The organism is Flavobacterium fluviatile (genome assembly GCF_010645065.1).
In the GTDB taxonomy this organism is placed as follows: Bacteria; Bacteroidota; Bacteroidia; order Flavobacteriales; family Flavobacteriaceae; genus Flavobacterium; species Flavobacterium fluviatile.
The window spans coordinates 513,714-535,466 of record NZ_JAADZW010000001.1 but is presented as its reverse complement, the minus strand read 5'-3'; the positions used below and the strand labels follow the sequence as shown (position 1 = coordinate 535,466).

The window sequence follows — 21,753 nt, the reverse complement described above, 5'->3', positions numbered from 1 at the left end:
ATTATGCTAAATTTAATTCGAGTTTTACATTGTATTTACCATTAGTAGCAATACCAGCCACTAAAGTATGTTTGTGCGGGTAGATTAAGTGAAGTCTTCGTTTGGTATTCGTTAAACCGATTCCACCCACATCTGAAATGGCAGATTTCTCAAAATACGTATTCTCAACTTCAAATTCAAGATGGCTTCCGTTCTGTCTGAGTCTGATGTGAATTTCACTTTTATCAGTTGCATGAATTCCATGCTTGAATGCATTTTCTACTAAAGGTAATAATAACATCGGAACAATCGGGTAATCCTGTATTTTTTCGGGAATATCAGTTGTAATCGTTAATTTACTATTGGCACGAAGTTTCATTAACGCAATAAAATCCTTCATAAAATCAGCTTCTTTGAGCAATGTCGTAGTTTCTTCTGTACTGTAAAGCAGGTAACGCATCATTCGGCTTAAAGTGTGAAGTGCGTTTCTTGAATCTTCAATATCTGTATAAGTAAGCGAGTAAATGCTGTTTAGCGAATTGAAAAAAAAGTGCGGATTAATCTGAGCCTTCAGCATTGCGAGTTCTGCCATGGTTTTGTCCTGTTCCAGTTTTTGTTTGTGCTGAGCGGCTTTTTGCCAGTATTGCAGCATAGACCAGCTGGTACTGATTCCTAAAACCAGGAGGGTAAGGGTAAGAACATAATTGTCAAAATAAGGATTTCGGTATTTTTTGAATCCTAAAACTTCACTGATTTTATTATGAAGGTCCGTTTCTGATGTATAAAGAAATGCGATAATCTGCATGATAAAAATGGCCAGAAATGCCCATAGCAAAAACGGTGAAGTATTGTTTTTTATGATTGTTCTTGGTACTATAATTTTAGCATTAGCATAAAAAACAATAATTAGTAAAATCAGTATGATTATCTGCCAAAGCCAAAATGCGAAAGGTAAAACTACATTCCATGCTAAAGGGATGTAAAACAGCATAGTAAACCCCAATAATAACCAGCCAAGAATATGGATTCCTGTAAATAAATAAGGTCTGTAGAAGTTTGAAGCCATAATAAATTCTCGTTAGATGATGACAATATTACATTTTATTTGAATATGATAAAGGAGCAATCGCCCAAATAAGGTTTACAGTCTTTAAAAACCATTTTAAAGCCGACAATTACTAAATTAAACAAGTGTTTAATTTTTAAAAAACATCCATCGGGTGTGAAGTCTTCTCTATCGATTGTCATTTGCTTTTCGTCTATTGTAAATTTTTTGTGTATTCTATTTTAGTTATTTTGCTTAGAAATAAATAGACAATTACACATTTTAACAATGAATAAGCCATCATTTTTAAGCATTTTAGCAGCGTTTCTTGTTATCGTTTCATGCGGTAATAAAAATGATAAATCGGCTCAGGCCGGAGGTGCACCACAAATTAAGGAGTATAAAACACTGACATTACAGCCTCAATCTGCCACTTTGTACAGTGACTATCCTGCGAGTATTCAGGGACAGCAAAATATAGAAATTCGTCCGAGAGTTGAAGGCTACATCGATAAAATATTTGTTGATGAAGGAGCCGTGGTAAAAGCAGGGCAGCCATTATTTAAAATCAGTGCTCCGGAATATGAGCAGCAGGTTCGTACTGCAACGGCAAGCATCAAAAGCGCACAGGCAGAAGTTAGCGCTGCAAAACTGGCAGTTAACAAAGTAAGACCATTGGTTGAAAAAGGAATTATCAGTAAATACGATTTAGAGTCTGCTCAATATACATATGAATCAGCTATGGCGTCTTTGGCTCAGGCAAATGCTAGTCTCGTGAATGCCAAAACGAATTTAGGATATACAACGGTTACGAGTCCGGTAAACGGTGTTGTGGGTTCAATTCCTTTTCGCTTAGGAAGTTTGGTTGGTTCTAATACTGCGGAGCCATTGACTACGGTTTCCAGTATTGGAAATGTGTATGCTTACTTTGCTATCAATGAAAAGAAGCTTTTAGACTTTACACAAAGCAAGGCCCCGGGAGTTACACTGGCACAAAAAATCCAAAACATGCCTGCGGTTTCATTATTGCTTTCTGATGGTACAGCTTATCCGGAAAAAGGACGAATAGAAACCGTAAACGGATTGATCAATACAGAAACAGGTTCGGTTACTTTCAGAGCGCGTTTTGCAAATCCAGGAAGCATCATCAGAAGCGGAAGCAGTACGACTGTCCGAATCCCGAATGATGTTAAAAATGCCATTATTGTACCTCAAAGTGCTACGTATGAACTTCAGGACAAACTTTTTGTTGTTACTGTTGGAAAAGACGGTAAAACAAAAAGCACCAATATTACCATTTTAGATAACAATGCAGGAAATTATTATGTGGTTACAAATGGTTTAAAAGCAGGAGATCAGATTGTTTTGGAAGGCGTAGCCACACTAAAGGACGGTACTGAAATTAAGACTCAAAATCAAAACGCTGAAACTGTTTACGCAGACTTAAAATAAAAACAGATGTTCAAAAAATTTATACAACGACCTGTACTCTCGACGGTAATATCTGTTATTATCGTCATTTTAGGTGTTTTAGGCTTAGTTGAACTGCCTATTTCCCAATATCCGGATATTGCTCCGCCAACGGTAAATGTTTCGGCAAGTTATACAGGAGCCAATGCCGATGTAGTATTGAAAAGTATTGTGATTCCGCTGGAAGAACAAATTAATGGTGTAGAAAACATGACCTACATGACTTCTACAGCAACAAACGACGGTAATGCTTCTATTAAAATTTATTTTAAAGTAGGTACAAATCCTGATTTAGCAGCGGTAAATGTTCAGAACAGAGTTTCAAGAGCAACCAGTTTATTGCCGGTAGAGGTTACTCAGGCCGGGGTTACGGTAACCAAAAGCCAGAGCAGCAACTTATTGATTTTCTCTTTGTATAGCGAGGATAAAACGTACGATCAGACTTTTCTTCAGAATTATGCCAAAATCAATCTTGTACCACAAATTCAACGTGTAGTTGGAGTAGGAGATGTTACGGTCTTTGGTGCCAAAGATTATTCTATGAGAATCTGGCTGAGGCCGGATGTAATGCAGCAATATAAATTGATTCCGAGCGATATTTCGGCTGCATTGGCTGAGCAGAATATTGAAGCGGCTCCCGGTAAATTTGGTGAAAACGGAAATCAGGCTTTTCAATATGTAATCAAATACAAAGGCCGTCTGACCAGTGCCAAAGAATTTGAAGATATTGTGATAAAATCGGTTGGCAACGGGCAGATGCTTCGTCTGAAAGATATTGCGAAAGTAGAACTAGGATCGTTAAGTTATTCTTCAACAATTAAAACAAACGGTGTAGAGTCTGCAGCAATGGCCATTAGCCAGACTCCGGGATCAAATGCACGTGATGTAATCAATAATTCAAAAAAACTGATTGAAGAAGCAGCAAAAAGTTTTCCAAAAGGAGTAAAATATACTGTTCTTGTAGATGTCAATGAAAACCTCGATGCATCTATTGAGAAAGTAATTCATACACTGATTGAAGCCTTTATACTGGTTTTTATTGTAGTATTTATTTTTCTTCAGGATTTCAGATCAACTTTAATTCCGGCTATTGCAGTTCCGGTAGCTATTGTAGGAACGTTTTTCTTTCTGAGTTTATTCGGATTTACAATTAATCTTTTAACGCTTTTTGCGATGGTCCTTGCGATTGGTATTGTGGTCGATGATGCAATTGTAGTCGTCGAGGCGGTGCATGCTAAATTAGATCACGGCTATAAATCGGCTAAAAAAGCGACCATTCATGCGATGGATGAAATTTCGGGAGCGATTATTTCGATTACTTTGGTAATGGCTGCTGTATTTATTCCTGTAACTTTTATCAATGGATCAACAGGGGTTTTCTATAAACAATTTGGTATTACGCTGGCGGTTGCTATTATACTTTCGGCAGTAAATGCTTTGACACTGAGTCCGGCTTTGTGTGCGCTTTTATTAAAACCTCATGCTGATGATCATAAACACAAAAGTTACTTACAGCGTTTTTATACTTCATTCAACGTTGCATTTGATAATGTTACAGCAAGGTATAAGCGTTCTGTAAGTTTTCTTTCTGCCAAAAAATGGATTGTTTTAGCCTCAATTCTTATTGCTGGTCTGAGTTTATTTTATATGATGAAAACGACTCCGTCTGCTTTTGTACCAGCAGAAGATCAGGGAACTGTTTTCGCTAATATCAGCTTACCGCCATCTGCTTCTATGGAGCGTTCTGATATAATTGCCAAACAGGTGGACAGTATAGCAAAAACAATTCCGGGTGTCAAAAATACCCTTCGTATTGTTGGGCAAAATTTTACAGCAGGAGCGGGGAGCGCTTATAGTATGGTTATTGTAAAATTGAAGCCATGGGATGAACGTGATTTGAGTGTTGATGATGTAATTGGACAATTGTTTGCAAAAACAAGCGGAATCCGTGAAGCCAATATTTTCTTTATTTCACCGCCAACAATTCAGGGATTTGGACAAAGCGGCGGATTTGAATTTCAATTGCAGGACAAAGGCGGACACACAACAGCTGAATTTTATAAAGTGAATAATGAGTTCCTGACGAAATTAGCTGAACGTCCGGAAATTCAATATGCGACAACACCATTTAACCCTGGTTTTCCTCAGTATATGATGGATATTAATTTAGCGAAAGCAAAAGATGCCGGAGTTTCCGTAAACAGCATTTTATCAACTATGCAGGGGTATTACGGAGGATTGTATGCTTCAAATTTCAATAAATTCGGAAAACAATACCGTGTGATGATTCAGGCTTCTCCGGAGTTTAGAACAAATACTCAGGGATTGAATAAAATCTTCGTTCGCAACAGCGCAGGAAATATGGCGCCAATTACAGAATTCGTGAATATGACGAGAGTTTTTGGACCAGAATCAATTTCAAGATTCAACCTGTTTACCTCTATCTCGATTACAGGAGCACCAAAACCGGGTTACAGTTCCGGAGATGCTATTAAAGCGATTCAGGAAGTGGCAGCAGAAAATCTTCCGGCAGGTTATGGTTATGAGTTCTCAGGTTTAACACGTGAAGAACTGGCTTCAGGAAGTGAAACGATTTTTATTTTTATTCTGTGTCTGGTTTTCGTTTATTTCTTGTTAAGTGCGCAGTATGAGAGTTACATTTTGCCTTTTGCAGTATTATTTTCAATTCCGTTTGGATTGGCCGGAGCTTATTTATTCTCGATTATTTTCAAACTGAACAGCAATATTTACCTGCAGATTTCATTAATTATGCTAATCGGACTTCTTGCGAAAAACGGTATTCTGATTGTCGAATTTGCTTTAGACAGAAGAAGAAAAGGACTGCCAATTGTTCAGGCTGCAATTGAAGGAGCTGTGGCACGTTTACGACCAATTTTGATGACTTCATTTGCCTTTATCCTCGGACTTGTTCCGTTGATGTTTGCCAAAGGAGCAGGAGCTGTAGGAAACAAATCAATTGGTACCGGAGCAGTAGGAGGAATGTTAATCGGAACTATTTTAGGAGTATTCGTGATTCCGGTTTTGTTTATCATTTTCCAGACTTTACAGGAAAAGGTAAGTGGACCGGCGAAGGACGGGTACGACGATGAAGACGATGATGAGGAAATTCATTTATTAGAAGCTCACAAGGAGTAAAATTTAATCCAAAAGAAATGACAAACAGTTCAAATAAATATATTTTGATGGTAATGACAGCGGCACTCCTGAGTGCGTGCTCTGTTACCAAAAAGTACGAACGCCCCGCAGCTTTAAAGACAGACCAATTATACAGAGATCAGGTTTCTGCCGATTCGGCTACTATTGCAGATATGCCCTGGCAAAGTGTTTTTAAAGATGAAAAACTAAATGCATTAATTCGAAAAGGTTTAGATAATAACCTGAATCTGAAAAATGCTATTGAGAATATTGTTCAGGCACAAGCTTCATTACGCCAGAGTAAACTGGCCTATTATCCAACATTACAGCTGGATGCAAATGCTACACATAACAAGCAATCAGAAGCAGGGCTGAATTTTCCGGCCGGAATCAATATCAATACTTTAACAACGACTTATAAATTAGGCTTGAGTACATCATGGGAAGCTGATATCTGGGGAAAGCTGAGCAGTTCTAAAAGAGCAGCTTTAGCAACTTATTTAGCTACAGATGCAGCAAAACAAGCAGTACAGACGCAACTAATTGCTGATATTGCCAACAATTATTTTTTATTGCTTGCTTATGATAAACAACTTGTCATTACACAGAAAACTTTAGAAAGCCGTATTAAAAATGTAGCTACGATCAAGGATTTAAAAGAGGGCGCCATAGTTACAGGCGCAGCTGTTGTGCAAAGTGAAGCCAATCAGCATGCAGCAGAAGTGCTTATTCCGGATTTGAAACAACGCATTCGTGAAACAGAAAATACGATTAATATTTTGCTTGGTCAGTCACCGGGACCTATCGAAAGAGGAGCTTTGGAGGATCAGTCAGTTCCTGAAAATCTATCACTTGGGCTGCCATCGCAATTGCTTCAAAATCGTCCGGATGTCCGCCAGGCGGAGTTTAATTTCAGAACTGCCTTTGAAATGACCAATATGGCTAAAACCTATTTTTATCCAAGTCTGACTCTCACTGCGAGCGGAGGCTTTTCGAATCTGGAACTGAAAGATTTTTTTGCAAACTCAATCTTTTATTCGATAATTGGAGGTCTGACACAGCCAATTTTCAATCAGGGACTAAATAAAATGCGATTGACAACTGCCCAGTCTCAGCAATTGCAGGCCTACAATAATTTTCAGCAAAGTCTTTTAACAGCGGGTCAGGAAGTATCAGATGCTTTATATGCTTACCAAATGGCGGTTGAAAAACAAGACTCAAGGGAAAAGCAAATTGAGGCCCTAGAAAAAGCGGTGGATTTTACACAACAGCTTCTGGAGTACAGTTCAGCTACCAATTATACTGATGTATTGACATCACAACAGAATTTACTGGCTGCTCAATTGAGTGGTATCAATGATAATTTACAAAAATTGCAGGCTGTTGTTGATTTGTATCGTGCTTTAGGTGGCGGTTGGAAATAAAATTTCAATCACCATCGTTAATTAAAATTGTTAAAGAGCGTCTCAGTATTTGGGACGCTTTTTTTATCAAATCATCCCAAAGCCTCTCCAGGGAAGAGGGAGTTTAAAAAAAATGGATTATACCATTTAATAATCCATAAATAAAAAAGTACTGAAAGTTAAGCAGCCATTTTTCTACATTCACTGGCGCATTCTTTACATATAACCGAACATTCCTGGCAATGCTCATTCTCATGATTAGAACATTCAGCACCACATTTTTCACAAATATCTGCACAGATCCTGCAAATTTCATTGGCTTTTTCGCTTCCTAAACTCATTAACTGTGCAGCCGCATAACAAATCGCTGAACATTCCATATCCAATTGAATACAGTTAGCCATCATTGCAAGATTTTCTTCTTTCGTACACGATGAAGCACAATGATTGCATATTGCAGCACATTTTAAACACGCTTCAATACAAGCTTGATAGGTGTGATAATTTTTCATAATTGCTAAGATTTTATAATTAAAGAATATTTTCAATCAAATTTACTTTAGAACCACGAATTATGTATTACAGAATTATGTAGTTTAATTATAATTTCTGCATAATATATTGATTCATAAATAAATTCAGGGGATATAGATTAATTAGTCAGATATAAATGTCTATGCTGGGTTTATCGTTGAAATTAGATAGGTATTTTGTAAAAATATACCGATATAATATAAGTCGGAATATAGTGAGGTAATTTAAATTTGAGGGTAATTAAAAAAATATAATAATGATACATATAATTGATACACCGGATAATGTAGTCGCTTTCAGAGCCTTAGCAGAAGTAACGAAAGATGATTTTCAGGCAGCTGTTATTCCTGCTATAGATAATTTGGTAAAAAGAATCAATGAAATTAATTTTTTGCTGGTATTAGATACTGACATCGGAAACTTTACGGCAGGTGCCTGGTTGCAGGATGCTTTGATCGGACTGAAACATTTAGGAAAATGGAACAGAGCTGCAATTGTGACGGATACAGAAGAAATTATATCATTCACAAATGGTTTTAGTTATGTCGTTCCGGGTGAATTTCGCGGATTTAAAAAAGCTGAATTTAACAAAGCTCTGAATTGGGTTGAAGGAAATATTTAATTTTATTTAATTTTTTTTCGGAAGAGACATCTATAAAAAATATTCATTATGAGATCAATATGGACAGGTTCAATTAGTTTCGGTTTAATTAATATTCCGGTTAAATTATTTTCTGCGGTCCAGGAGAGCAGTCTCGACATGGATATGCTCGATAAAAAAGATCATGCAAATATCAAATTCAAGCGCGTTAATGAAAATACAGGGAAGGAAATTGATTTTGCGAATATTGTAAAAGGCTACAAAATCGAAGATAAGTACGTCATCCTTGAAGATTCAGATTTTGAAGCCGCTGATGCTGTTAAAACAAAAACTATTGATATTCAGAGTTTTGTTGATGAAAAAGAAATTGCAAGTCTTTATTACGAACAACCCTATTATCTCGAACCTGATAAAGGAGCAATGAATGCTTATGCCTTGCTTCGTGATGCTCTTGCAGCGTCAGGAAAAGTCGGAATTACCAGTTTTGTGATGCGTAACAAGGAAGGCCTTGCCATTTTAAAGCCATATAAAAATGTTATTGTGCTGAATAGAATTCGTTTTGAACAGGAAATTCGCGCTACGGATGAATTAAAACTTCCGCCACTTTCTAAGGCAAAAACGAAAGAAATTGATATGGCCAATAAATTGATCGAACAGTTGACAGAAAAGTTTGATATCAGCAACTTTAAAGATGAATATACCGCTAAGCTTTTGGATATCATCAAAAAGAAAGCTAAAGGAAAAGCACCTAAAAAGCCTTCAAAAATGAAAGTAGTTCACAAACAAGGTGATAGCCTGATTGATATGCTTAAAGCAAGTTTAGAGACCAAAAAGAAAAAATCTTCTTAATCTTTTTGGTCTTCAATTTTTTTTAGGATTTTTTTGATATTAGCTCCTTTTGATAAAACAGGAGTCCATAAATCGCCTTTTTTCTCAAATCGTTTCAATACGTTTTTAATCGTGAATTGCGAAGGATGCAGTTTACTGTTTACTTCACTCCATTCTAATGGTGTAGAAACCGTAGCACCTGGTTTTGGTCTTACAGAATATGGTGCGGCTAAAGTCTGACCGATTCTGTTTTGCAAATAATCGATATAAATTTTATGGTTCCTTTTCTTGATGCTGCGCTCCAAAGAAGTCGTGTCCGGTAATCTCGATTGTACCTCATGGGCAATTAGTTCTGCTAAAATTTTTACCGAGTCATAATCGTATTGCGCTCCAAGTGGAATGTAAACATGAAGTCCCGAAGCACCTGAAGTCTTGCAGTAGCATTCTGTTTCCAGTCCATCCATAACATCTTTTACCACTAACGCCGTTTCCACAACAACAGAAAAATCCTGCTGGTCAGGGTCAATATCGATTACCAGCCAGTCCGGGTTTTCAATATTCTGGATGGTTGAGTTCCATGGATTCATTTCGATACAACCTAAATTAGCCATATAAATAAGCGTCTCTTTGTTATTGCAAATTAGGTAGTTAATGTTTTCGTTATTAGATTCTGAAAAGATTTTTTTAGTTTTTAGCCACGAAGGTACTTTATCTGTATCAACATCTTTTTGGTAAAAGCTTGAGCCATCAATTCCGTTTGGATATCGATTCATGGATTCGGGACGATTTTTAAGATAAGGCAAAATTAAATCGGCTACTTCATTGTAATATTGCACTACATCTCCTTTGGTAATACCGTCTTTCGGAAAATATATTTTTTTCTGATTGGTTAAATGAAGTATCGTTTTTCCGATTTTTAAATCGTAATCATTTTCAGTATTAGTTTTGTTCTTGTTTTTGGTTTTAGATTCCATAATTTCTTCTTTTGATAAATCCGGGTTTTCATTACCTGAAGGGGTAAAAACTTCGCTGGCTTTTTTATCTAATCTCAGGCCAAGATATACGGGATGCCTAAGATTTTTGTCTTGTGTCCACTCAGAGAATTTAACCTGACAGACTAATTTTGGTTTAACCCATTGTATCTTGTCACGTAATCCTGTTTTTTCTGTAAGTGGTGAATTATCAATAAAATAAGGTTGTAGTCTGCTATGTAATTCTTTAAGTGTCTCTTCGGTAAAACCTGTTCCGCATTTTCCAATAAATTGAAGTTTTTTACCGTAGTATTGCCCTAATAATATAGCTCCAAAAAATTGACGTGAATTTTTAGGTTCCGTAATTCCAATGATAATAGCCTCTTCCTGATTCGCAGCTTTTATTTTGAGCCAGTCGTTACTCCGTCTGTTAAGTGCATAAGTACTGCCGGCTCTTTTAGCAACAATACCTTCCTCTTTGTTTTTAATGGCAAGGTCAAATAATTCCTTTCCTTTTTCGATTATATGATCAGAATAGAAGACATTTGTAAAATCATATTTATTAAAGAGAATTTTCAGGAGTTCCTTTCTTTCAAGGAGCGATAATTCCGTAATCGAATTTCCATCCAAATTCAAAAGGTCAAAAACATAATATTTTAACTCTCCGGAACCTGTTTTAAGGTAATTTTGAAGCAGCTGAAAATTTGCTTTTCCCGATTCATCCTCGACGACAACTTCGCCGTCTAAAATAGCAGTATGGTCCATTTTTTTTAAATCTTCAGCAACTGCTTTAAAATTGCGGTTGAAAGAAATTTCATTGCGGCTGAACAACTCGGTCTCAGGCGGGTTTATCACAGCGATGGTTCGGTAGCCATCGTATTTATTTTCAAAAATCCAGTCGGGATCATTAAAAGGTTTTTCCTTTATATTGGCGAGCATCGGTTTTACAAAAGTTGCTTTTTCAACCGGATTATTCTTTTTTTTTGAAGGTGTTTTTTCTTTTGCAGCGGAAATTGCTTTTTTAGATTTTTCTTCCAGTTCTTCCAAAGAACGTTTAGAAAGTACCGATTTGTTTTTCTCTAAAATATCAGCATCTGTAGCATATCGGTCGTTTTTCTTAATCAGCAGCCAGGCATTTTCCTGTTTGCCTTTTAATTTTACCAAAGAGAATTCTCCTTTGAGTTTTTTTCCTTTTAAAACAAAGCTTAGACGCCCTTTTTTGAGATCAGCTAAAAGTGTTTTTTCAGCAGTTGAAGTTCCTTCATCAGGAGTATAAGTTCCATTATCCCATACAATCACGTTGCCGGCTCCGTAATTTCCCTCGGGAATACTACCTTCAAAGTCTTTATAACTGTACGGATGATCTTCAACCATCATAGCCAGGCGTTTGTCATCCGGATTCATTGACGGTCCTTTGGGAACAGCCCAGCTTTTGAGAACGCCATCCATTTCCAGTCGAAAATCATAGTGAAGGTGAGAAGCGGCATGCTTTTGTACAACAAATATAAGTTCACTTTCCGACTTTTCAATTTTACCCTTCGGTTCCTTCGTTTGCCTGAAGTCTCTTTTCTGATTGTATTTAGATAGTGACATTTGACTTCGCGATTAAGATTATGGTTAAAGAAAGATAATAAAACAACGCTGCTACAACGCCGAAAATAATATGGGCAAAAAACAGCTGAATGTAATAACCTTTAAAATCGATTTTAGGTTTATAATCAGCCAGTCTGAAGAGTATCATCCAGCCAAGAATTCCGATAATTCCGCTTATGCTTCCCAGTAAAACAGCATTCAGTAATGATAATTTTAAAATGTTATTTATCCATAGAAAATGGTAAATCACAACAAATATAAATCCGATCAAATAATGCAACATCCAGGCTAATCTTGCCTTTGATTTGTTAGAAACCTCAATTTTTATTTGATCCAAAAGAAAGATTAACAGTACAGGCTCCTTGTACAATTCCCTGAAACTTGCCGAAATAGCATAGCTGAACAAGGTCATGGCCGTTGTTGCTGCAAAGGTGGCTAACAGGATTTGTAAAAATGCATAGATGTCCATAATAAGGCTTTTTCTATTACTTGTTTTGTTTTTATTAATAGAAAGTTAAGTACAATTACTTAAAATTCCAGTTTAACTATTGTAAAAAACTAAAAAAATTAAATCAATAGTTTTACACGATTAGTTTTACACTATCAAATTTAAAATCCTTAATTTATTTTTATTTATACAATTAGTAATTCTGCTTATATAATTAAAAGGATTAGCTTGTTATATTGGATTTATAATTCATTGTAGTTAGAGCCAGATAGCAAAAATTTTGGATAAATTCAAACTAAAGGTATTGTAATTTCGATGAATTATGTGGATTATTGATAGTGACGAATCTTAATAATTAACTTAAGTATTTTGTGAGAGTTTAATTTAAAACAGCAATTTTTTTTTGTTGATGCCCAACAATTTTTTATGTTTACACAACCGATTGCAAGGTTATTATGTTTCAATTGAGCTGTGTTTTGTAAAATATTTAGTATAGAAAATATATTTTTAATAATTTTACACAACCGATTGTTTTTATTGTTACTTTTGCCACGTGACAAATTATAAATTCTGTTTTTAAACTTAAAATTTAACTAACCTCTATAACCACATACACAGAAATGAATTTATCCTCGCAGAAATTATCAATTAAAGAAAAAATAGGGTACAGTCTTGGTGATCTGGCCGCCAACTTAGTTTTTCAAACACTAATGACCTATCTGGCCTATTTTTATACAGATATTTATGGGTTATCGCCAACACATTCATCCATAATAATGCTAATTGTGGGCTTAATTGCTGCTTTTATTTTTAATCCTGTTATTGGTGCACTTGCAGACAGGACAAATACAAAATGGGGTAAATTTCGTCCCTGGATTTTGTGGACATCAATTCCTTTAGGCTTTATTGCACTTTTAGCTTTTACAACACCTGATTTTTCGTATCAGGGCAAAGTAATTTATGCAATTCTGACTTATTCGTTTCTGCTACTATTTTATGCAGCGAATAATTTGCCTTATTCAGCTTTAAGCGGCGTTATTACCGGAGATATGTCAGAGAGAAACAGTATGTCATCATACCGGTTTGTGGCTGTAATGTTTGCCCAATTCTTTGTTCAGGTTTTTATGCTTGGGATTATTAAAAGTGCCGGAAACGGAGATAAAGCTATCGGTATCGAAAAAGTAATGACGGTATTAGCAATAATTGGAACTATTATGCTGCTGATTACTTTTGTTACGACAAAGGAACGTATTGTACCCAGGCCTGAACAAAAATCCAGTATCAGGGAAGATTTAGTTGATTTAGCCAAAAATAAACCGTGGATTATTATGCTGGCTCTCACTTTATTGGTTTTTATTACACTGGCTATCAAAGGCGGTTCTTATGTGTACTATTTTGAGAATTATGTCAACAAGCAGGAATTAGCTTCATTTATACAGCCAATTTTAGATTTTCTTTCCACAATTGGTCTAAATACATTTGGTGATGACCCTGTTTCTGCGGGATTTGGTTTGTTTAATGCCGGTGGGATTATTTTTATGATAGTCGGAATCACATTATCAAAAAGATTCGCAGACAAATACGGCAAACGAAATGTATTTGGATTGTTTTTATTTATTTCAACCTTATTTGTTATTGCTTTTTATTTCTTTTCCTCAACCTCAATTGCCCTGATGTTTTTTTCTCAGATTTTTCACGGATTTTTCTATGGAATCACAATTCCATTGCTTTGGGCAATGATAGCAGACGTAGCTGATTATTCTGAGTGGAAAAACAACCGTCGTGCAACTGCGATTATATTTTCAGCAATGATGGTGGGATTAAAAGCCGGATTGAGTATTGGAGGGGCATTAACGACATCACTTTTAGGGTATTTCGAATATATTCCAAATTCAGCACAACAAACAGATACTGCCATTAACGGAATCAAATTATTGGTAAGCATTTTTCCTGCAATACCTTTTCTAATTGGAGTAGGATTATTGTTCTTCTATGAAATTGATAAGAGAATGGAAGTACAGATTGAAGCTGACCTAAAAGAAAGAAGAGCATAAATTATTATCAATAAAAATAAAAAAATACGACTATGCCTGAAGATAGCATTGAACAGATTAATTTTGAAACAATTAACAAAATAGCGATATCGCAACCTTTAGTTAAGCACATGTACACAGCTGATCCTTCAGCACACGTATTCAATGGCAAAATTTATATATATCCATCACATGACATTGATGCCGGGATTCCGTTTAATGATAACGGGGATCATTTTGGAATGGAAGATTATCATGTGTTTTCTATGGAAAATATAGAATCAGCTGTAATAGATAATGGTGTTGCCCTGCATGTAAATGATGTTGCGTGGGCACAAAAACAAATGTGGGCCCCTGACGCTGCCTGTAAAAACGGTAATTATTATTTGTATTTTCCGGCCAAAAATGCTGACGGAATTTTCCAGATTGGAGTTGCCATTAGTGATTCTCCAACAGGACCTTTTATTCCGGAGCCTGAAGCAATTAAGGGAAGCTATTCAATCGATCCTGCAGTTTTTGAAGACGAAGACGGAAAGTTTTATCTTTATTTTGGTGGAATTTGGGGAGGTCAGCTTCAAAAATACCGAAATAATACATTCTGTGAAGAAAACGAAGAACCTAATAAAGATGAACCTGCATTGGGACCAATAGTGGCTTTGCTGACTGATGATATGAAGGAGTTTGCCGAATCTCCAAGAGAAATTAAGATTCTAGATAAAAATGGAGATGCATTATTGGCAGGGAATAATGAACAACGTTTTTTTGAGGGACCCTGGATGCATAAATATAATGGCAAATATTATTTTTCATACTCTACAGGTGATACACACTTCATTTGTTATGCAATTGGTGATACTCCTTATGGTCCATTTATATACCAGGGGAAAATTTTGAATCCTGTAATTGGCTGGACGACACACCATTCTATTTGTGAAGTTGAAGGTAAATGGTATCTTTTTTATCATGATTCCAGCCTTTCAAAAGGAGTTACACATTTGAGATCGATAAAAGTAACTGAAATTACTTATAATGAGGACGGCTCGATAAACACAATTGATCCGTATGGTAAAGAATTGTAGATAAATTTCTGTTACAGGTATTCTAAAACGTTAGCTTATTACTATGGATTTTGTCTCTGATTTTGATGCTTATACATGAAGGTCTTAGTAGTTAAGAAATTAGGGGTTATATTTTCATCTGGGGTTTGACGACGACAAGATTGAAAGTACTTCAAATCAATGAGTCGTATAAAATAATTTTTTTAAAAACTCTAAAGGATAACAAATTTGTTGTGAAATGCATTTTTTTATAAAAAACAAATAGTTAATTTAGCAGACCAGAACAGAACGGAATAGTATGATAAACCAGGAACATGAAAAGTTTGTATTTGTTATAAACCACGATAGTGATATTCCGAAATATCAGCAGTTGATTAACGGAATAAATAACGCAATTGCTGAGAATATTTTGCAGAAGGGGGATTTGCTTCCATCTGTAAATGCAATCTGCAAAGAAAATCAGTTGTCCAGAGATACTGTTTTTAAAGCTTATTCAATTTTAAAGGATCAAAAAACAATTGACTCTGTTCCGAACAAGGGATATTATGTTTCGGGTGAAACCAGAAAAGTACTTTTAGTATTAGATACTTTCAAAGCATATAAAGAGGTTTTGTATCATTCATTTGTAAATAATTTACCTGAAAATATTATTACGGATGTACAATTTCATCATTATAACATTGATGTTTTTAAAACCATTATCAATAATAGTGTTGGAAAGTACTATAAATATGTGGTAATGAATTTTGATGACAAAGAGGTATCATCAACTTTATCAGCTATTTCGAATGACAAATTGCTTTTGATTGACTGGAATATACATTCAAAAAAAGAAAATAATTATGTTTTTCAGGATTTCGGAAAAGCATTTTACAACTCATTGAAGGAGGCAGTTAATTTGTTCAAAAAATATAAAAGTATCCATTTTGTTTATCCTGATTATACAAATCATCCAAAAGAAACACTGGAGAATTTTAAGAAATTTTGTGCCGATTATAATTTTAAAAATGAAGTTACAACTGATCCAAAAAAGTTCGATATCGAGAAAGGAATCGCTTATATAAGTATCAGCGACAGGATTTTAGGACATTTCTTAGAACAATGCAAAGAGAAAGATCTTGAGCCGGGACAGGATGTTGGTTTCCTTTCTTACAATGAAACCCCAATGAAAAAATTTATATACAAAGGAATTTCGGTTATTTCAACTGACTTTAAGGAAATAGGAACGAAAGCAGCAGCATTTATTACGCATGATGAAGTAGTTCAGTGTTATGTGCCCACAAGTTTAATATTAAGAGAATCATTATAAATTATGTATTATATAGGATATGATATTGGAAGCTCTTCGGTCAAGGTTGCCCTGGTTGAAGCAGCAACAGGCAAAAAAGTTATCGTACTAAATGAGCCGCAAAACGAAATGGAAATCTTGTCATTACAGCCGGACTGGGCTGAGCAGGATCCAGAAATGTGGTGGCAATACATTTGTACAGCAACAAAAAGAGCTATTAAAGAAGCGAATATCGACGCTTCAAAAATTCAGGGAATCGGTATTTCGTATCAGATGCACGGATTGGTTATTGTGGATAAAGAAGGAAAATCACTGCGTAACTCGATTATCTGGTGTGACAGCCGTGCGGTTGAAGTTGGCAACAAAGCTTACGCCGAAATTGGAGCTGATAAATGTGCTGAACATTTGTTGAATTCTCCCGGAAATTTCACAGCTTCAAAACTGAAATGGGTAAAAGAAAATGAACCTGAAGTTTACAGCAAAATTGCTAAATACATGCTTCCTGGAGATTACATCGCATTGAAATTAACCGGAGAAGTAACGACTACTAAAAATGGTCTGTCTGAAGGAATGCTTTGGGATTATAAAGAAAATAAAGTAGCGGACTGGCTTTTAGATTATTACGGAATCGATCAGTCACTGACACCAAATATTGTGGAGAATTTTACAAATCAGGGAACTGTTACCAAAAAAGGTTCTCAGGAATCAGGTCTGCCTGCCGGAATTCCGATTGTTTACCGAGCGGGTGATCAGCCTAACAATGCGTTATCACTGAATGTACTACGTCCGGGAGAAGTAGCGGCAACAGGAGGAACTTCAGGCGTTTTTTATGCTGTTACCGAAACCAATTCTGGTAAAAGTACACGTGTAAACAACTTCGTTCATGTCAATTATTCAGAATCAGATCCGAGAGTTGGAAAATTACTGAATATAAACGGAGCAGGAATCCAATACAGATGGATGCGCAATAATATAGGCAGTGAGTCGTATGAAGAAATGAATGAGAAAGCATCTCAGGTAAATGTGGGCTCGCAAGGACTAGTTGTCATTCCGTTTGGGAATGGTGCAGAAAGAATGTTCAATAATAAAAATATTGGATCTCATATTCTGAATCTGAATTTTAATATCCATACCAACGCACATTTATACAGAGCATCTTTGGAAGCAATCGCGTTTTCTTTTGTGTACGGAATGGAATGCTTGAAAGATGATAATGCGAAAATCAATGTAATCCGAGCCGGGAACGATAATTTATTCCGTTCAGAAATTTTTTCTAACACTGTTGCGACATTAATAGGACACGAAATAGAAATTTACAATACAACCGGAGCCGTAGGAGCAGCCAGAGCAGTAGGTTTGACTGATGGTGACTTTGAAAAATTTGGATCTGGAATTACAACCAATGATCATGTAATGACCTTTTTACCTTTAAAAAATAAAGAGGAATACGAGAAAGCTTATCTAAACTGGAAAAAAGAATTAGAAATAATATTAACAAACAAATAAAAAATAAAAAAATGATAACTTTAGGAAATAAAGAATACTACAAAGGTATTGGCCAAATTAAATTTGAAGGAAAAGAATCTGATAATCCTTTAGCATTTAAATATTACAACCCGGATCAGATTGTGGCCGGAAAAACAATGCGTGAGCACTTTAGATTTGCAATTGCTTACTGGCATACATTCTGCGGACAGGGTAGCGATCCATTCGGACCAGGGACACAAAATTTTGCATGGGACCAGTCTTCAGATCCTTACCAGGCTGCAAAAGATAAAGCAGATGCTGCTTTTGAATTTATCAGCAAAATGGGATTCGATTATTTCTGTTTCCACGATTACGATTTGATTAACGAAGGACCAACTTTCGCAGAATCAGAAAAACGTCTGGCATTTATTACAGAATACCTTAAAGAGAAAAAAGCAGCATCAGGAATTAAATTGCTTTGGGGAACTTCAAACTGTTTCTCAAATCCAAGATTCATGAACGGAGCAGCTACAAATCCTGATTTTAATGTGGTGGCAAGAGCCGGTGGGCAAGTAAAACTGGCTTTGGATGCTACAATCGCCTTAGATGGAGAAAACTACGTATTCTGGGGAGGAAGAGAAGGTTATATGTCTTTATTGAACACCGATATGGGTAGAGAATTAGACCACATGGCACAATTCTTAACAATGTCGAGAGACTATGCAAGAGCTCAAGGTTTTAAAGGAACTTTCTTTATCGAGCCAAAACCAATGGAACCATCGAAACACCAATACGATTTTGACTCTGCTACTGCAATTGGATTCCTGAAAGAATATGGTTTAGATAAAGATTTCAAAATCAATATCGAGGTAAACCATGCAACGCTGGCTCAGCACACTTTTCAACATGAAATTGAAGTTGCTGCAAAAGCAGGAATGCTAGGAAGTATCGATGCGAACAGAGGTGATTACCAAAACGGCTGGGATACGGATCAGTTTCCAAATAACATTCAGGAAACAACAGAAGCTATGCTGGTTTTCTTAAAAGCAGGTGGTTTACAAGGTGGAGGAGTCAACTTTGATGCTAAAATCAGAAGAAATTCTACAGACCTGGAAGATGTTTTCTTAGCTCACATTGGCGGTGCAGATACTTTTGCAAGAGCATTGCTGACTGCTGACAAAATCATCACTTCTTCTCCTTACGAAAAATTAAGAAAAGAAAGATACAGTTCATTCGATTCCGGAAAAGGAAAAGATTTTGCTGACGGAAAATTAGGCTTAAAAGATCTTTATACTATCGCTCACGAAAATGGAGAATTAAATCTTCAAAGCGGCAAACAGGAATTGTTTGAAAACATTATTAATCAGTATATTTAATTGATTGAAGAAGAAATAATTTTTGGTAATAAAAAACCGAAATTATGATTGTTTTGTAGTTTTTATCTCTGGCAGATATTTTTGGTTAGTGTATTTGCCAGGGAAAATTCAGTGAATTATTTTAGTAATTTTGGCCGTTGATGTTAAAGAATTAGCGGCCATATCATTAAACTTTTTGAAAAAAAAAAGTTTTCAGGCACTTTCTACGGTGAATTTCTTCACCATTTTTCACTTAATTACAGTTTTTTACTTATTTCTAATTCATTCATGAAATGGGGATACAATAACCTGTTGGGGTACTTATTAAAAACGTCAGTTCGAGTGTTTTTTGTGCAGGGAAACAGAACAAAAAATGTAACGGGAAGCGTTTTTTAATGATAACTTTTCTGTTCTTGATACAGTTCAGTCAAAGGCTGGGATCGAGAACAGAAAAATTATCATCATGAACTAATTACATACAACGCGTTGCAATACAATTAATCAAATTAAAAATTTAAATCAAAACCAATGAAATTTTTTATAGACACAGCAAATTTAGAAGATATTAAAGAAGCCCAGACTATGGGTGTTCTAGACGGAGTAACTACAAATCCGTCTTTAATGGCTAAAGAAGGCATCACAGGAAAAGATAATATTTTGAAACACTATCTGGATATTTGCAATATTGTCGACGGAGATGTTTCTGCCGAGGTCATTTCTACAGATTACGAAGGAATGGTTAGGGAAGGCGAGGAGCTAGCCGCCTTGCATGATCAAATTGTTGTAAAACTGCCTATGATTGGAGATGGAGTAAAAGCCTGTAAATATTTTTCATCAAAAGGAATCAGAACGAATGTCACATTAGTATTTTCAGCAGGCCAGGCCTTATTAGCAGCAAAAGCAGGAGCTACTTATGTGTCGCCTTTTTTAGGAAGATTAGATGATGTTTCTACAGACGGAATGAATTTAATTGCTGAAATCAGAGAAATTTATGATAATTATAATTATGAGACACAGATTCTTTCAGCTTCTGTAAGACATACCATGCATATTGTAAATTGTGCCAAAATCGGATCAGATGTTATGACCGGACCTTTGTCTGCTATCAAAGGTTTACTAAAACATCCATTGACAGATATCGGACTAAAACAATTTGTTGAAGACGCCAAAAAAATGAATCTGTAAAATGATACTGTTCATTTGCTCCAAATCTAAATTTAAAGTTATATCACCCTCTCATTAAAAAATGTAGCAAAATTATAATGTTGAAAAGTAACTTTGTTATAAACCAAGGTTACAGGAAGATTTGAGGCATTTAATAAAGATTGTGAGAAAAGCAATTCAAAGAAGTATCATTTTTAGAAAACTAAATTCAGGAAATGATCAGATTTGCAGAATGGTTGACTTGTGTGTAACTGGTCTTACTGAATTGGCATCTCAAAAAGGTGCGGTTATATTCTGGAAAGATATTTTTAGAAATTAAATACAGTTTCTTAATAATATAAAAAATGTTGCGGTATTATTGAAAGGTTGTTTTATTTTTACGGAAAATAAATTAATCTTATAAATAATTGAAATTATGAAATTATCATTTTTAGCTGCTCTGCTGTTATGTTGTACTTGTTTTTCACAAAATAATACAGACACCAGTTTGTATATGAAGTCTGACAAAATAACGTATTTGACAGATATTGGTTCAGAGTCGGGAGATTTGTATAAAACAATAGGTCATCATGGTCCGGCAATCGAAAATGAGTGGATGGCATTGAGAATCTATTTCAGTGATAAAGTAGCTATTGATGTTTACAATAAAGCAAAAGCAGGATTAGAATTAAAAAAAGCACGTTGGTATCCAACCCCGGAACAGCAAAAAGAAGGATGGGGAGCTGATTATTATAAGGTTGCATCAACAAGCGGTTTAGGAGGTGTAAAGCTGTGGGATGGTGAAAAAGTAGTTCCGTTGAATCCGGTAACAAATCGTTTAGCGCGTGTTGGAAAAACAGATACGACTTCATGGATGGAAATGATTTCAAAAGGAGTGCCTTATAAAGGTAAAAAAGTAGATATTTTAGTTCGTGTAACAGTATTTTCAGGAAAACGTGAAGCTAAAGTAGAGGCTTTTAGCCTAAATGGTGAAAAGGTACAATTTGTAACCGGAGTAAATTATTTTAAAGATTTTCAAACTAAAAAAGGAACTAATTATATCGCTGTTTGGGGAAAACATCCTGAAGATGTAGCTGCAGAGATTGTAGAAGTTGGTGCAGCTATTATGTACAATCCTAAAGATTTTGTAAAAACCAATGACGACGGAACACAATATTTGCTGATTTCTAAGCCAACAAAACATTTAGAAACAAAAATTATATCCTCTTGTGCAAGAGAAACAGAATTAAATACTTTAGATAAGTTAGAAGCTTACATTAAATAGTAAGAGGTATTTATACTCTGATACATACAGTTTTAGTTTAATTTTTTGACGTTATTAGATACTAAAGTATAAATGTCAAAAGAATTAAACTAAAAC

At 35.5% G+C, this 21,753-nt stretch carries 17 protein-coding genes; 13 read left to right on the top strand and 4 right to left on the bottom strand.

What is annotated here, in order from left to right; genetic code table 11:
• Nucleotide 1 precedes the first annotated feature (1 nt).
• Nucleotides 2-1,045 carry a sensor histidine kinase gene (locus GXM17_RS01920; RefSeq protein ID WP_163397594.1) on the bottom strand — a complete coding sequence of 348 codons (1,044 nt, stop codon included), beginning with the start codon at nucleotides 1,043-1,045 and terminating at the stop codon, nucleotides 2-4.
• A gap of 267 nt (nucleotides 1,046-1,312) precedes the next feature.
• Here GXM17_RS01920 and GXM17_RS01915 point away from each other — a divergent pair, with 267 nt between their 5' ends.
• The 3 genes from GXM17_RS01915 to GXM17_RS01905 are packed head-to-tail and all read left to right on the top strand — an operon-like array spanning nucleotide 1,313 to nucleotide 7,074.
• Nucleotides 1,313-2,476 carry an efflux RND transporter periplasmic adaptor subunit gene (locus GXM17_RS01915; RefSeq protein WP_163397593.1) on the top strand — a complete coding sequence of 388 codons (1,164 nt, stop codon included), beginning with the start codon at nucleotides 1,313-1,315 and terminating at the stop codon, nucleotides 2,474-2,476.
• 6 nt (nucleotides 2,477-2,482) lie between these two features.
• Nucleotides 2,483-5,650 carry an efflux RND transporter permease subunit gene (locus tag GXM17_RS01910; protein ID WP_163397592.1) on the top strand — a complete coding sequence of 1,056 codons (3,168 nt, stop codon included), beginning with the start codon at nucleotides 2,483-2,485 and terminating at the stop codon, nucleotides 5,648-5,650.
• A 17-nt stretch (nucleotides 5,651-5,667) separates the two neighbouring features.
• Complete coding sequence (locus tag GXM17_RS01905; protein WP_163397591.1) at nucleotides 5,668-7,074, top strand: efflux transporter outer membrane subunit; 1,407 nt, start codon at nucleotides 5,668-5,670, stop codon at nucleotides 7,072-7,074.
• 158 nt (nucleotides 7,075-7,232) lie between these two features.
• Here the strand turns inward: GXM17_RS01905 and GXM17_RS01900 are convergent, their stop codons facing one another.
• The gene (locus tag GXM17_RS01900; protein ID WP_163397590.1) at nucleotides 7,233-7,565 is read right to left on the bottom strand and encodes a four-helix bundle copper-binding protein; all 333 of its coding nucleotides are present in this window, start codon (nucleotides 7,563-7,565) and stop codon (nucleotides 7,233-7,235) included.
• A 278-nt stretch (nucleotides 7,566-7,843) separates the two neighbouring features.
• Here GXM17_RS01900 and GXM17_RS01895 point away from each other — a divergent pair, with 278 nt between their 5' ends.
• Both GXM17_RS01895 and ku read left to right on the top strand, forming a co-directional pair.
• A complete protein-coding gene (locus tag GXM17_RS01895) occupies nucleotides 7,844-8,209 on the top strand; it encodes a SpoIIAA family protein (protein ID WP_163397589.1) in 366 nt (121 codons plus the stop codon).
• A gap of 48 nt (nucleotides 8,210-8,257) precedes the next feature.
• A complete protein-coding gene (gene ku, locus GXM17_RS01890) occupies nucleotides 8,258-9,037 on the top strand; it encodes a non-homologous end joining protein Ku (RefSeq protein WP_163397588.1) in 780 nt (259 codons plus the stop codon).
• On the opposite strand, the gene ligD is transcribed toward ku, so the two are convergent.
• Nucleotides 9,034-11,580 carry a DNA ligase D gene (gene ligD / locus GXM17_RS01885; RefSeq protein ID WP_163397587.1) on the bottom strand — a complete coding sequence of 849 codons (2,547 nt, stop codon included), beginning with the start codon at nucleotides 11,578-11,580 and terminating at the stop codon, nucleotides 9,034-9,036. The two genes, ku and ligD, sit on opposite strands and share 4 nt — an antisense overlap.
• Complete coding sequence (locus tag GXM17_RS01880) at nucleotides 11,567-12,049, bottom strand: hypothetical protein (protein ID WP_163397586.1); 483 nt, start codon at nucleotides 12,047-12,049, stop codon at nucleotides 11,567-11,569. The genes ligD and GXM17_RS01880 overlap by 14 nt, the downstream gene beginning before the upstream one ends.
• Nucleotides 12,050-12,648: 599 nt before the next feature.
• On the opposite strand from GXM17_RS01880, the gene GXM17_RS01875 reads away from it, so the two are divergent.
• The 8 genes from GXM17_RS01875 to GXM17_RS01840 all read left to right on the top strand — a co-directional run bounded on the left by GXM17_RS01875 (nucleotide 12,649) and on the right by GXM17_RS01840 (nucleotide 21,657).
• Nucleotides 12,649-14,082 carry an MFS transporter gene (locus GXM17_RS01875; protein WP_163397585.1) on the top strand — a complete coding sequence of 478 codons (1,434 nt, stop codon included), beginning with the start codon at nucleotides 12,649-12,651 and terminating at the stop codon, nucleotides 14,080-14,082.
• Nucleotides 14,083-14,114: 32 nt separating this feature from the next.
• Nucleotides 14,115-15,140, top strand: coding sequence for a glycoside hydrolase family 43 protein (locus GXM17_RS01870; protein WP_163397584.1), 1,026 nt, complete (start codon nucleotides 14,115-14,117; stop codon nucleotides 15,138-15,140).
• Between the two features lie 277 nt (nucleotides 15,141-15,417).
• Nucleotides 15,418-16,428, top strand: coding sequence for a GntR family transcriptional regulator (locus GXM17_RS01865; RefSeq protein ID WP_208796404.1), 1,011 nt, complete (start codon nucleotides 15,418-15,420; stop codon nucleotides 16,426-16,428).
• Between the two features lie 3 nt (nucleotides 16,429-16,431).
• A complete protein-coding gene (locus tag GXM17_RS01860; RefSeq protein ID WP_163397583.1) occupies nucleotides 16,432-17,913 on the top strand; it encodes a xylulokinase in 1,482 nt (493 codons plus the stop codon).
• An 11-nt stretch (nucleotides 17,914-17,924) separates the two neighbouring features.
• The gene (xylA, locus tag GXM17_RS01855) at nucleotides 17,925-19,250 is read left to right on the top strand and encodes a xylose isomerase (RefSeq protein WP_163397582.1); all 1,326 of its coding nucleotides are present in this window, start codon (nucleotides 17,925-17,927) and stop codon (nucleotides 19,248-19,250) included.
• Between the two features lie 507 nt (nucleotides 19,251-19,757).
• Entirely contained in the window at nucleotides 19,758-20,414 is a 657-nt protein-coding gene (gene fsa / locus GXM17_RS01850) for a fructose-6-phosphate aldolase (protein ID WP_163397581.1), read from the top strand.
• Nucleotides 20,415-20,556: 142 nt separating this feature from the next.
• The gene (locus GXM17_RS01845) at nucleotides 20,557-20,712 is read left to right on the top strand and encodes a hypothetical protein (protein ID WP_163397580.1); all 156 of its coding nucleotides are present in this window, start codon (nucleotides 20,557-20,559) and stop codon (nucleotides 20,710-20,712) included.
• A gap of 96 nt (nucleotides 20,713-20,808) precedes the next feature.
• The gene (locus GXM17_RS01840; protein WP_163397579.1) at nucleotides 20,809-21,657 is read left to right on the top strand and encodes a DUF4861 family protein; all 849 of its coding nucleotides are present in this window, start codon (nucleotides 20,809-20,811) and stop codon (nucleotides 21,655-21,657) included.
• Nucleotides 21,658-21,753: the final 96 nt, after the last annotated feature.